Origin of the sequence: Bacillus sp. TH30 (genome assembly GCF_016650875.1) — a bacterium.
Taxonomy (GTDB): domain Bacteria; phylum Bacillota; class Bacilli; order Bacillales; family Bacillaceae_G; genus Bacillus_A; species Bacillus_A mycoides.
This window is the reverse complement of record NZ_JAEKEY010000002.1, coordinates 2,179,065-2,192,194: the sequence shown is the minus strand read 5'-3', so window position 1 is coordinate 2,192,194 and position 13,130 is coordinate 2,179,065. Positions and strand designations below refer to the sequence as shown.

Here is a 13,130-nt window from a genome sequence, read left to right as displayed (position 1 = left end):
CGAATATTACGAGTGTCGAAATATTTAATTGAATAAAAACCCAACTAGGGTCTTATTCAATCGGAATGTTTTTCATTTTAGGTGTAGAAACCTTTTCTTCTGTTTTTTGCTGTGACGTAGCAATGTGATTCATGATCTTTTGGAATATTTGTAGTAAGAATGCTTTTTCTTCTTCTGACAATGCATCTGTCACTAGGCTAAAGTAATGGGCCGCATTTTGTTTTACTTCTTGAACGAGCATTACGCCGTTTTCTGTTAAACGAATTAATACAATGCGTCGATCGCTTTCATTCCGGTAGCGTTCAATATATCCCTTTTTTACAAGGCGATTTACAACGCCCGTTGTTGTACTCATCGGTATATCAAGAAGATCAGCAATTTTTGTCATTGTAATATCCGTATTTCGCTCCATCCAAAGTAAACAAAATACTTCTGTCTTGGAAAGTGTTAAATCAAGGCTTACCCATTCTTCAGGATAGAAAAGTTTCTTGGCGTTATCTAGCAGTAAGTCTAAAAAATGTTCATATTGCAACAATTATTTCCACTCCCGTATATTTCGAGGTTCGTAATATTTGTTTTTATTTTATGTGGAATTGAAATAAATGTCAATGTTTTTAACTGTTTTTTCAGATTAGAAAGAAAAATACCTTCAAAATAGAAATTTTTTGTGATAGATTAATAAATAGAAAAGTGATTTTACATAAAAACCCATTGTGATAAATATATTTATCTATAATAGGTGTACAGCTAACGAGGGGGAGAACGATGAGAAGACGAAATACGCAAGCGTTCACGTTTTTAGCATGGACTTCATTTGTTTGTGCGCTTTCAGGGATGCTAATTGGGATTTATACGTTAGATGAAACGCTTAGTGTAAAAGGGTACTATTTACTTGGGACATTATTTTTAACGATGTCTTGTTTTGTATTACAAAAAACAATTCGTGATAACGAGGAAGATAATGAAAGATTTCCAAAAAATAAACCGTTAGATAAAGAGTAAATTGTAAAGAAAGGCATCTGCCTTTCTTTTTTTATGTAAAAATGCTGTAAGTGCCGTGTGTTGACTTGCTTGAAGTACTGAAAATTTGGTATCATCAATAGTATTGTAGATTGAACGATATATTATGGAGGTGGCCTAGCCGTGTCAAGAATTTCCGTTGAGAATGTAAAGCACGTAGCACATTTAGCACGTCTTGCAATTACTGATCAAGAAGCAGAAAAATTTCAAAAACAACTAGATGCAATTGTTACATTTGCAGAACAGTTAAATGAATTAGATACAACTGATGTAAAACCAACAACTCATGTATTAACTATGAAAAATGTTATGCGTGAAGATGTGCCAGAAAAAGGTTTACCAGTAGAAGAAGTATTAAAAAATGCACCGGATCACAAAGATAATCAAATCCGTGTTCCAGCAGTATTAGAATAGAGGAGGGAATTTCGATGTCATTATTTGATCATTCTGTATCAGAGTTACATAAGAAGTTAAACAACAAAGAAATTTCCGTTACGGATTTAGTAGAAGAATCTTACAAACGTATTTCGGATGTTGAAGATAACGTAAAAGCTTTTCTTACATTAGATGAAGAAAATGCGCGCGCGAAAGCGAAAGAATTAGATGCAAAGATTGGTGCTGAGGATAATGGTTTATTATTCGGTATGCCAATTGGTGTAAAAGATAACATTGTAACTAACGGTCTTCGTACAACTTGTGCGAGCAAAATATTAGCAAACTTCGATCCAATTTACGATGCGACAGTTGTACAAAAGCTAAAAGCTGCTGACACAGTTACAATTGGTAAATTAAATATGGACGAGTTCGCAATGGGTTCTTCAAATGAAAACTCAGGCTTCTACGCTACAAAAAATCCATGGAACTTAGATTACGTTCCAGGCGGATCTAGTGGTGGTTCTGCAGCAGCAGTAGCAGCAGGAGAAGTATTATTCTCTCTAGGTTCTGATACGGGTGGTTCTATCCGTCAGCCAGCTGCATATTGCGGCGTTGTAGGTTTAAAACCAACTTACGGACGCGTATCTCGTTACGGATTAGTAGCATTCGCATCTTCACTTGACCAAATCGGACCGATTACACGTACAGTAGAAGACAATGCATACTTATTACAAGCTATTTCAGGTATTGACCGTATGGATGCAACTTCTGCAAACGTTGAAGTAGGAAACTACTTAGCTGGTTTAACAGGTGATGTTAAAGGTTTACGTATTGCTGTACCGAAAGAATACTTAGGCGAAGGTGTTGGCGAAGAAGCTCGTGAGTCAGTACTAGCTGCTTTAAAAGTGTTAGAAGGTATGGGCGCAACTTGGGAGGAAGTATCTCTTCCGCACTCTAAATACGCTCTAGCAACGTATTACTTATTATCTTCTTCTGAAGCATCTGCGAACCTTTCACGCTTTGATGGCGTACGTTACGGTGTTCGTTCTGATAATGTAAATAACTTATTAGATCTTTACAAAAACACACGTAGCGAAGGTTTCGGTGATGAAGTAAAACGTCGTATTATGCTTGGTACATTTGCTCTTAGCTCTGGTTACTATGATGCATATTACAAAAAAGCACAACAAGTACGTACATTAATTAAAAATGACTTTGAAAATGTATTTGCTAACTACGATGTTATTATTGGACCAACAACGCCAACTCCAGCATTTAAAGTGGGCGAAAAAGTGGACGATCCAATGACAATGTATGCAAATGACATTTTAACAATTCCAGTAAACTTAGCGGGTGTTCCAGCGATTTCTGTTCCATGTGGATTCGGTGCTAACAACATGCCACTTGGTCTACAAATCATTGGTAAACACTTCGATGAAACGACGATTTACCGCGTTGCACATGCGTTTGAGCAAGCAACAGACTATCATACAAAAAAAGCAAGTCTGTAAGGAGGCGAGCATAGATGAATTTAGAAACAATTATTGGTTTAGAGGTTCACGTTGAGTTAAAAACAAATTCGAAAATTTTCTCTGCGAGTCCAACAGAATTCGGAGCGGAGCCAAATACACAAACAAGTGTAATTGACTTAGGATACCCAGGGGTACTTCCTACTTTAAATAAGGAAGCAGTTAACTTTGCAATGAAAGCTGCAATGGCATTAAACTGTGAAATCGCAACGGAAACGAAGTTCGACCGTAAAAACTATTTCTACCCAGATAATCCGAAAGCTTACCAAATCTCTCAATTTGATAAGCCAATTGGTGAAAATGGTTGGATTGAAATCGAAGTAGACGGTAAAAAGAAACGTATCGGTATTACACGTCTTCATTTAGAAGAAGATGCTGGTAAATCAACGCATGCAGCTGACGGTTCATTAGTAGACTACAACCGTCAAGGTATGCCTTTAATCGAGATCGTATCTGAGCCAGATATGCGTACTCCAGAAGAAGCATATGCGTACTTAGAGAAGTTAAAATCAATCATTCAATATACAGGTGTATCTGATTGTAAGATGGAAGAAGGTTCTCTTCGTTGTGATGCGAATATTTCACTTCGTCCAGTTGGACAAGAGAAGTTCGGTACAAAAGCAGAACTGAAAAACTTAAACTCTTTCACTTACGTGCAAAAAGGCCTTGAGCATGAGCAAGTGCGCCAAGAAAAAGAATTATTATCTGGTGGTATCATCCAACAAGAAACACGTCGTTATGATGAAGCAACGAAGAAAACAATCTTAATGCGTATAAAAGAAGGATCTGACGATTACCGTTACTTCCCAGAGCCAGACTTAGTTGAACTTTACATCGACGATGAGTGGAAAGAAGAAATTCGTGCTTCTATTCCAGAACTTCCAGATGCACGTAAAGCTCGCTATGTTGAAGAAGTTGGCTTACCAGCTTATGATGCGCATGTATTGACATTAACGAAAGAGATGTCTGATTTCTTTGAAGCAACAGTTGCAGACGGTGCTGATGCGAAATTAACATCAAACTGGTTAATGGGTGAAGTACTTGCATACTTAAACAAACAACAAAAAGAATTAAAAGACGTTGCATTAACGCCAGCTGGCTTAGCTAAAATGGTTCAATTAATTGAAAAAGGTACAATTTCTTCTAAAATCGCGAAGAAAGTATTTAATGAATTAATTGAAAAAGGTGGAGACCCAGAAGAAATCGTTAAAGCGAAAGGTCTAGTTCAAATTTCTGACGAAGGAACACTTCGTAAGGTTGTAACAGAAATTCTTGATAATAATGAGCAATCTATTGAAGACTTTAAAAACGGTAAAGATCGTGCAATTGGCTTCTTAGTTGGTCAAATTATGAAAGCTACAAAAGGACAAGCAAATCCACCGCTTGTTAATAAAATCTTACTTGAAGAGATTAATAAGCGCTAAAAAAGAGAAGAATTCTTATTTTTGAACGCTAAAATAGTATAGATTCTTAAAGATTAAACAGAAAAAACACCCGTATTTGGGTGTTTTTTCTGAGTTAATCAAACGTTTGTTTAAATGGTGAAAAATAATTTAAACAAACGTTTGATTAACTGTCAAAAGTGAAAAAATGTTTGTATAGCAACTATGGTATGATAGTTGCAAAAAGGTGGGAATAATGATAAATCTAGACATAGAGAGTTTTTTCATCTCATGAAATAATAGATAATTATTATTCATTATATGTAAATTGATGTGAGAGAATGGATAGACATAAAGTGAAACTTTAATCAGTGGGAGTTTTACTGCCTGCAAATAGCGGGATAAATTTCTTGGTTAAATAAAGCAAAACTATCAGGAGTGAATAGTTACTTTTGATGGGCTACACGAATCGGGTTCTTACTGCCTGTTTGAGCGGAATTAAAGAAGGATAGGAAGATGAGAGGAGGTAAGCATAGGGATACTGAATAAGGGTTCGGTGTATTCGTTTTTCAATGAATAAGGAATTTCCTGTGCTAATAAATGATGAAGCGAGCAAGAATTATTTATAATCCTACTTCTGGGCGCGAGCTATTTAAGAAGAGCTTACCAGAAGTATTACAAAAATTAGAACAAGCTGGATATGAAGCGTCTTGTCATGCGACAACTGGTCCTGGAGATGCGACTGTGGCAGCGAGGCAAGCTGCGGATCGTAAGTTTGATGTTGTTATCGCAGCTGGTGGTGATGGTACGTTAAATGAAGTAGTGAACGGTTTAGTAGGACATGAGCATCGTCCAAAGTTTGGAATTATTCCAGTTGGAACGACAAATGATTTTGCGCGTGCGATCGGTGTACCTCGTGTTATTGAAGAGGCTGCGGATATTATTTGTGAAGGAACAACGGTACCGTTAGATCTTGGTAGAGCAAATGATACATATTTCATTAATATCGCTGGTGGCGGCCGTATTACAGAATTAACATATGAAGTACCAAGCAAGCTAAAAACGGTATTAGGCCAACTTGCTTACTATTTAAAAGGAATCGAAATGTTACCATCATTACATCCAACATATGTTGAAATTGAGTATGATGGGAAGTTGCTACAAGAAGAAATTACGATGTTTTTAATTACGAATACTCGTTCAGTTGGTGGATTCGAAAAAGTAGCACCATATGCATCTATTAACGATGGATTATTTGATTTATTAGTACTGAAAAAAGGTTCTATCGCTGATTTAATTAAAGCAGCAACACAAGCGCAGCGTGGGGAACATATTAACAATCCGAAAGTACTATATACACAAGCGAATCGTATTAAAGTGCATTCACCTGATAAATTAATGATCAACTTAGATGGTGAATATGGCGGAGATGCACCAATGGAATTTGAAAATATATATCATTGTCTGGAACTATTTGTTCCTGAACATCAAGAGGATGCCCTGTAAAGGCATCTTTTTTTTGCTTTCACCTCACTATTTGCGAGTAATAAGATTCCCCCACTGATTAAAGTTTCTCTATATGCAGATGAATTGTAAATTGTAAGTTAGTTTGATTTTTATGGTATTTTTACAATCCGTTTATTTTATATCCATATTTTATTGATACACTGGAAGAGATAAGAAATGAGAGGTAGGATGCTATGGAGAAGGTAAAAGCAATATTATTTGATAAAGACGGGACATTAATGGATTTTCATTCAATTTGGATAAAAGTAGCTGAAGAGCTTGTCGCTGAATGTATAAAATTATATCAACTCCCACAGTCAATGCAGCAGGCTTTATTAAAAGAGATTGGCGTAGATGGAGCATTTGTTCACCCGCGTAGTGCGCTCGCTGCTGGAACGAGTCTTGATGTGGCCAAGGGGCTTTGTAAGTATATTGCATCATCTAGAGAAGAAGAGATGCATCAATGGGTGAGTGAAAAGTTGTTTGCTCTTATGTACGAGCATCGTTCACATATGAGAATGACGGCAGATTTACCGAAAGTTTTACAAGCGTTAAAGGATAGAGGGTTTATTCTAGGTGTCGTTACAGCTGATGATTTCGCGCCGACAGAATTATTTTTAAAGCAATATCAATTGGAAGCTTTTTTTGATTGTGTTATAGCTTCAGATACATTTCCAGCACAGAAGCCAGATAAAAAAATTGTAGAATCGTTTTGTGAGAGATTTAATTTAGAAACATGTGAAGTAGCAGTCATCGGGGATACACCGACGGATTTACATTTAGCGAAAAATGGTGGCGACTGTTATGCGATTGGCGTACTATCTGGTACGGGTGATCGTCAAACGTTAGAACCACTTGCAGATTTAGTATTACAATCTGTTGAAGATTTAATTTCTCATTCAGGTGAGTTTATTTGGGAACAAGGAAAGTCTAATGTATAAAAAAATAAGTCTATAAGGACTCTATATGAGTCTTTATAGACTTATTTTTTTATGCCGAGATAGTAAGAGAATGGGATGAATACTAGAAAGAGGAAGTTGGCATACATCTTGCAATATAAAGAGAAAACATTGTATAGAAAAGGATGGGGTACACAATGAACACAAAAAAATTTGCTAAAGTAAATGAACAAATTCCAGGACCGAAAGCAGCGTCCTTATTAGAACGCCGCCAAAATATAGTACCAAAAGGAGTAAGTAATGGTATTCCAACATTTGTACAGTCTGCAAATGGTGCACTCGTAACAGATGTGGATGGAAATCAGTACATTGATTTCGCAGGAGCAATTGGGACAATTAATGTAGGACACTGTCATCCAGCTGTTAAAGAAGCGCTTCATAAACAAGTAGATCAATATATTCATACTGGATTTAATGTGATGATGTATGAGCCGTATATTGAATTAGCGGAAAAGCTTGCCGCATTAGCACCAGGTAATTTCGATAAACAAGTGCTGTTTTTAAATAGTGGGGCAGAAGCGGTTGAAAATGCAGTGAAGATTGCTCGTAAATATACGAAGAGACCTGGAATTATCGCATTTTCTAAAGGATTTCATGGGCGTACATTAATGACAATGACGATGACAAGTAAAGTAAAACCATATAAATTTGGATTTGGCCCATTTGCTCCAGAAGTATATAAAGCGCCATTCCCATATGAATACCGTCGCCCAGAAGGGTTAACAGAAGAGCAATATGATGATTTTATCATTGAAGAGTTTAAGAACTTCTTCATATCAGAAGTAGCACCAGAAACAATTGCAGCAGTTGTAATGGAACCTGTTCAAGGGGAAGGCGGATTTATCGTTCCAAGTAAGAAATTCGTTCAAGAAGTACGCAGCATTTGTTCAGAGCACGGTATTTTATTTGTAGCTGATGAAATTCAAACAGGCTTTAGTCGTACCGGAAAATACTTTGCAATTGATCATTATGATGTCGTTCCAGACTTAATTACGGTATCTAAATCATTAGGTGCTGGTGTACCGATAAGTGGTGTCATTGGGCGTAAAGAAATTATGAATGAGTCTGCACCGGGAGAACTGGGCGGAACATATGCAGGAAGCCCACTAGGATGTGCGGCTGCATTAGCTGTGCTTGATGTAATAGAAAAAGAGAAATTAAATGATAGAGCGATAGAAGTAGGGAAAGTCGTAATGAACCGATTCCAAGAGATGAAAAACAAATATAATTGCATCGGTGATGTGCGCGGCTTAGGGGCAATGTGTGCATTCGAGCTCGTTCAAGATCGCAAGACGAAAGCGCCTGATAAAACACTAGCGTCTAATTTATGTGCAGAAGCAAATAAGCATGGATTACTTCTACTATCAGCAGGAACATATGGAAATGTTATTCGTGTTTTAATGCCATTAGTGATTACAGATGAGCAACTTGAGGAAGGTTTAACAATAATTGAAGAATCATTGCAAGCTTGTTATGAGCAAGCAAATATCGCTCGTGTTTAAAGAATTGGGATAACTTAAAAAAGGGCATAAAGCTTTTCTTTTTAGGCGGAAGAGAGCATCTGGTCATATATAGAATCGATCAGCCCCTTTTCCTGCCCCATGCCAAGCTAAAACAAAGTGAGGGTGTGGTTGCGATGGCATTCTGTATTTTTCAAGGCAGCGAATTATGTGTTGAAAAATATAAATAGATTTGTATAAATAACAAATTGAAAACATTCTAGCTTACTCTATATAAAATGCAGAAAATTCACTTTATAATAAAGGTAGTGAAGTGAATCGATGGATTTAAAGTAAGGGGTGGCTAGGATGGTTGCAGAAAAGGAACGAGTGTTGATGGATTTACAAGATGTATTTGAATATGCATTTGACGAAATTTTTGTTACGGATGATAAAGGAATCGTTGTACGTGTAAATAGCATGTGTGAAAGACATTACCAGCTCTCTGCTAAGGAATTAGTAGGAAAGCATGTAAAAGAACTACAAAAAGAAGGGATTTTTTATCCGTCTGCAACGTTAGAAGTAATTGAAAAGAAAAGGCCAGTTGAACTTGTTCAAACAACGAAATCAGGAGAGTATTTGCATGTTCGTACAAGGCCTGTTTTTGATGATGAGGGAAATTTAAGAAGAGTGATTAGTTATTCTCGTGATCTTACAGAACTCTATCAATTACGTCAAAAGGTAGAGGAAATGGATAATCAGTTAAAAACATATAAAAAAGAATTAAGAGAAACATATGAACACGAAGGACTTATTTTTAAAAGTATCGCTATGCAAAAAATAATCGAAACAATAAAAAAAGTATCAGTAGTAGATAGTACTGTTCTCGTATTAGGTGAGACTGGAGTGGGGAAAAGCCGATTAGTACGCCATTTGCATGAAGTGAGTCACCGGAAGAATGAAAGTTTCTATGAAATTAATTGTGCGGCATTGCCGACGAATTTAATCGAATCTGAGCTTTTTGGATATTCAGGTGGGTCTTTTACAGGTGCAAATCGTGAAGGGAAAAAGGGGCTATTAGAATCAGCGCATAGAGGAACTCTTTTCTTAGATGAAATTGGTGAAATGCCGCTTGAAATTCAAGCGAAGCTTTTGCAAGTATTGCAAGAAAAAACGTTTCGTCCTATAGGCGGAAGAGAATTAAAAAAGGTGGACGTTAGAATTATAGCGGCAACAAATAGAGATTTAAGTACGATGGTGAAACAAGGAAAATTCCGGAAAGATTTATACTATCGTCTGAATGTCATTCCAATTTCAATTCCGCCACTTCGGGAGAGAACAGAAGACATTTTGCCGCTCATCTATCATTATTTACAGCATTTTAATAAAAAGTACGGACGTGATGTGAAGTTAGCACCTAGTACGTTACAAATGTTTGTAGGGTACCCTTGGGAAGGAAATAATAGAGAGATTGAAAATGTAATTGAACGAATTGTTATCACTGCTGATGATTTTGTAACGGTAGAAGATTTGCCACTATCTATGCAAGAGGCAACAGTTGAACAATCTGGACAAAGTCTTTATAGAATGCTGGAAGAGGTAGAGAGAAATATTATTCTTAAAGCGTATAAAACGTATGGATCAAGTTATAAAGTGGCTGAGTTTTTGCAAATAAGTCAATCTGCTGCTACTAGGAAAATTAAGAAGTTTATAGAGGAGGAAGAAAACATTGGATAAAAAAGCGACGTTCGTAAACTTAGATAAAAAAGCGATGTATATAAATGGTGAGTGGATTACACTGCAAGAACAAATCGAAGTGAATAATCCAGCGACAAAGGAAGTATTTGCAACTGTACCAAAGGGCGGGATTACAGAGGCAAAGCAAGCAGTTGATGCTGCACATGAGGCTTTTAAATTATGGTCAAAATTAACGGCAGCGGATCGCGCAGTAAAGTTAAAAAAATGGTTCACGCTCATTGATGAAAATAAAGAAGAAATTGCAGCAATCATGACGAGAGAGCAAGGGAAGCCGTTTGCAGAAGCACTTGGTGAAGTGAATTATGCAAATAGTTTTGTTGAATGGTACGCAGAAGAAGGAAAGCGAATATACGGTGAAATGATTCCTGCTTCTCATCCGAATAAGCGTATTTTAGTTATGAAGCAACCAGTTGGGGTTATGGCAGCTATTACGCCTTGGAATTTCCCGGCTGCTATGATTACGAGAAAGGTAGCTCCAGCACTTGCAGCAGGCTGTACGGCAGTTGTGAAACCAGCGAGTCAAACGCCATTAACTGCATTGAAGTTAGTTGAATTAGCACATGAAGCAGATATTCCAAAAGGTGTAATAAATATTGTAACAGGTAGTGCAAAAGCAATTGCTGATACGTGGATGGAAGATGAGCGCGTTCGAAAAGTTTCCTTTACAGGATCAACTGAAATTGGAAAAGAATTAATGGCTAGCGCTGCGCAAACGATGAAAAAGGTTTCGCTTGAATTAGGTGGTCACGCTCCATTTATTGTTATGAATGATGCTGATTTAGATAAGGCGGTAGAAGCGGTAATTGGTTCGAAATTCCGTAACGCAGGACAAACGTGTATATGTACAAACCGCATCTTTGTTCAAGAAGAAGTGTATGAAGAATTTGCAGGGAAGTTCACAACAGCTGTAGAGCAGCTTAAAGTCGGAGATGGATTCGGCGAAGGAACAACTGTAGGTCCACTTATTGATGCGAATGCAGTTTCGAAAGTACAAGAACATATTGAAGATGCAATTCAAAAGGGCGGAGAAGTTTTATACGGTGGCCATAAATTTGCAGAGTTAGATGGTTATTTCATTCAGCCAACAGTAATTGGATTGGCAAATGACAAGATGCTTTGTATGAATGAAGAAACATTTGGACCGGTTGCACCAGTTGCGAAATTTAAAACAGTTGAAGAAGTAATCGAACGAGCAAATAATACACCATATGGCTTGGCTGCTTATATTTTCACAAAAGATATTAGCCAAGCATTCCAAATTAGTGAAGCGTTAGAGTACGGAATTATCGGCTTAAACGATGGCCTTCCATCAGTTGCACAAGCACCATTTGGAGGCTTTAAAGAAAGTGGTATCGGCCGTGAAGGAGGCCATTTCGGTATCGAGGAATATTTAGAAATTAAATATATTTCGTTAGGACTATAAGTAGTATACTAGAATCTCTATAAGGTAACAGAGAAGGAGATTCTAGTATGGTATATTGGCTATTATTACTCGTAACAATTATTTTTGAAGTAGCTGGAACGATTGCGATGAAGTTATCGAACGGTTTAACAAAGCTTGTTCCAAGTGTACTTATTTTCGTATTCTATGGAATTTGTTTCAGCGTGTTTGCTATCGTTGTTAAAAAGATTAATTTAAGCATTGCTTATGCAATTTGGTCTGGTGTGGGAACGCTACTTATTACAATCATTAGTGTGTACTTTTTTAAAGAGCATATTAATTTATTCCAAGCATTTTGTATTCTCTTTATTGTTTTAGGAGTAATTGGACTGAAAGTGTCATCGGCATCATAAAAGGCTATCTTCCGGCGTGGAAGATAGCCTTTTATTTTTATTAAAACGCCCAGTTACCTTTACGGAAGATCGGCTCATGTCTTCCATCAGCTGTAATGCCGTCGATATCAAGCTCAGCTGATCCAATCATGAAGTCTTCGTGTGTAATACTAGCGTTTGCGCCATTTTCAGCAAGTTCTTCTTTAGACATTGTTTTTCCGCCAACTAAGTTAAATGCATAAGCATTTCCGATTGCAAGGTGGCAAGATGCATTTTCATCAAATAGCGTATTGTAGAATAAAATATTTGTGTTTGAAATTGGTGAATCATGAGGTACTAAAGCTACTTCGCCTAAGAAGTGAGAACCTTCATCTGTTTCTACTAAATGTTTTAAAGCCTCTTCACCAGATTCAGCTTTATAGTCTACGATACGTCCGTTTTCAAATGTTAACGTGAAGTTATCAATAATGTTACCTGCAAATGCTAACGGTTTTGTGCTAGATACTTGGCCGTTCACACCTGTTTTAAGAGGCATTGTAAATACTTCTTCAGTTGGAATGTTAGCCATAAATGCTACGTTCTTTTCATTTAAGCTACCAGCACCAGCCCATACATGCTTCTCTGGAAGTTCGATTGTTAAGTCTGTTCCAGGGCCTGTATAGTGAAGAGCTTTATAATGTTTTTCGTTTAAGTAATCTACTTTTGTATGTAGTGTTTCATCATGTTCTTTCCATGCTTCCACAGGATTTTCTAAATCAGCACGAGTAGCTTTGAAGATAGCATCCCATAGCTTTGTTTCTTGTTCTTCTGGCGCTACGTCAGGGAATACTTTTGCAGCCCATTCTTTCGTAGGAACAGAAATTACGCACCAGCTTACTTTATCTGCTTGTACATAATCACGGTATACTTTCATCGCTTCTCCAGCTACTTTATGAGCTGTTGCAATTTTCTTTGGTTCTACACCTTTTAATAAATCAGGATTCTCTGCATAGATGGACATAAATGCAGCGCCTTCTTTTGCTAATTCTTCACGAGCATGTGCTTTCCAAGAAGGGAATTCAGAGAAAGCTTCTTCAGGAGCTAGATCGAACTTTAAGCGTGTTAACGTCTCATCATTCCAATCAACATATACGTGTTTTGCACCAGATTTATATGCTTTTTCTGTAACGAGGCGTACAAACTGTACAGCCTCAAGAGGTGCACTGATTGATAAAGTTTGTCCGGGTTGAATATTAACACCAACATTGACTGCAAGGGCAGCATATTTCTCTAACGTTTGTTCAAATGACATATGTATAATCTCCTTTAGTTTGAAAGATTTCTTACTATATATAATACAAGAAAATTCTAAAAATATATATAAATATAACGTAAAAAGAGAGCTCAAAA

Annotated in this window: 12 protein-coding genes; 10 read left to right on the top strand and 2 right to left on the bottom strand. The window is 37.0% G+C overall.

What is annotated here, in order from left to right; all coding sequences use genetic code 11:
- Nucleotides 1–52: 52 nt before the first annotated feature.
- Nucleotides 53–535: a MarR family winged helix-turn-helix transcriptional regulator gene (locus JFU20_RS13360; RefSeq protein WP_000942491.1), complete on the bottom strand. Its 483-nt coding sequence runs from the start codon at nt 533–535 to the stop codon at nt 53–55.
- A 230-nt stretch (nt 536–765) separates the two neighbouring features.
- Here JFU20_RS13360 and JFU20_RS13355 point away from each other — a divergent pair, with 230 nt between their 5' ends.
- The 10 genes from JFU20_RS13355 (at nt 766) to JFU20_RS13310 (ending at nt 11,762) form a co-directional block, all read left to right on the top strand.
- Nucleotides 766–1,002: a YiaA/YiaB family inner membrane protein gene (locus JFU20_RS13355; protein WP_001254396.1), complete on the top strand. Its 237-nt coding sequence runs from the start codon at nt 766–768 to the stop codon at nt 1,000–1,002.
- A gap of 141 nt (nt 1,003–1,143) precedes the next feature.
- Entirely contained in the window at nt 1,144–1,434 is a 291-nt protein-coding gene (gene gatC, locus JFU20_RS13350; RefSeq protein ID WP_000086999.1) for an Asp-tRNA(Asn)/Glu-tRNA(Gln) amidotransferase subunit GatC, read from the top strand.
- Between the two features lie 14 nt (nt 1,435–1,448).
- Complete coding sequence (gene gatA / locus JFU20_RS13345; protein WP_002010048.1) at nt 1,449–2,906, top strand: Asp-tRNA(Asn)/Glu-tRNA(Gln) amidotransferase subunit GatA; 1,458 nt, start codon at nt 1,449–1,451, stop codon at nt 2,904–2,906.
- Between the two features lie 14 nt (nt 2,907–2,920).
- Nucleotides 2,921–4,348 carry an Asp-tRNA(Asn)/Glu-tRNA(Gln) amidotransferase subunit GatB gene (gene gatB, locus JFU20_RS13340; RefSeq protein ID WP_002010050.1) on the top strand — a complete coding sequence of 476 codons (1,428 nt, stop codon included), beginning with the start codon at nt 2,921–2,923 and terminating at the stop codon, nt 4,346–4,348.
- Between the two features lie 558 nt (nt 4,349–4,906).
- Nucleotides 4,907–5,812, top strand: coding sequence for a diacylglycerol kinase (locus JFU20_RS13335; protein WP_002010051.1), 906 nt, complete (start codon nt 4,907–4,909; stop codon nt 5,810–5,812).
- Nucleotides 5,813–6,006: 194 nt separating this feature from the next.
- Nucleotides 6,007–6,753: an HAD family hydrolase gene (locus JFU20_RS13330; RefSeq protein WP_002010052.1), complete on the top strand. Its 747-nt coding sequence runs from the start codon at nt 6,007–6,009 to the stop codon at nt 6,751–6,753.
- Nucleotides 6,754–6,908: 155 nt separating this feature from the next.
- The gene (gene gabT, locus JFU20_RS13325; RefSeq protein WP_002124901.1) at nt 6,909–8,273 is read left to right on the top strand and encodes a 4-aminobutyrate--2-oxoglutarate transaminase; all 1,365 of its coding nucleotides are present in this window, start codon (nt 6,909–6,911) and stop codon (nt 8,271–8,273) included.
- Nucleotides 8,274–8,579: 306 nt separating this feature from the next.
- Nucleotides 8,580–9,947 (top strand): sigma-54 interaction domain-containing protein, encoded by a 1,368-nt coding sequence (locus tag JFU20_RS13320; RefSeq protein ID WP_201038691.1) that lies wholly within the window; start codon nt 8,580–8,582, stop codon nt 9,945–9,947.
- Nucleotides 9,940–11,391 (top strand): NADP-dependent succinate-semialdehyde dehydrogenase, encoded by a 1,452-nt coding sequence (gene gabD / locus JFU20_RS13315; RefSeq protein WP_002124905.1) that lies wholly within the window; start codon nt 9,940–9,942, stop codon nt 11,389–11,391. Before JFU20_RS13320 ends, gabD begins: the two co-directional genes overlap by 8 nt.
- Before the next feature lie 47 nt (nt 11,392–11,438).
- Nucleotides 11,439–11,762: a DMT family transporter gene (locus JFU20_RS13310; RefSeq protein WP_002029495.1), complete on the top strand. Its 324-nt coding sequence runs from the start codon at nt 11,439–11,441 to the stop codon at nt 11,760–11,762.
- Nucleotides 11,763–11,802: 40 nt separating this feature from the next.
- Here the strand turns inward: JFU20_RS13310 and JFU20_RS13305 are convergent, their stop codons facing one another.
- Nucleotides 11,803–13,032 (bottom strand): aminopeptidase, encoded by a 1,230-nt coding sequence (locus JFU20_RS13305; protein ID WP_002010058.1) that lies wholly within the window; start codon nt 13,030–13,032, stop codon nt 11,803–11,805.
- Nucleotides 13,033–13,130: the final 98 nt, after the last annotated feature.